1 protein-coding gene is annotated in these 238 nt (G+C 44.5%); it reads left to right on the forward strand.

Annotation, left to right across the window (positions count from 1 at the left end):
* Positions 1-238 (forward strand): MBL fold metallo-hydrolase (locus ABS784_RS17280; protein WP_352513441.1); only part of this gene is annotated, 238 nt, incomplete at both ends.

Below are 238 nucleotides of genomic sequence, written 5' to 3' on the forward strand. Positions count from 1 at the left end.
GCGAGCCCGTCTGTCCCATATTTATTAAAAGGTCTTGAAAGTTTAGGAATTGATCCGAAGGATGTTCAAAACATCATTGTTACGCACATTCATTTAGATCATTCGGGAGGTGTCGGGCTTTTTCTTGAACATTGCCCAAAAGCAAAAGTGTTCGTCCACCCCCGCGGGAAACGTCATTTGCAAGATCCATCGAGATTAATTGCCAGCGCCAAAACGGTGTATGGAGAGGAGCAATTTC

The sequence above is a fragment of the Geobacillus sp. G4 genome (genome assembly GCF_040327975.1).
Classification (GTDB): domain Bacteria; phylum Bacillota; class Bacilli; order Bacillales; family Anoxybacillaceae; genus Geobacillus; species Geobacillus thermoleovorans.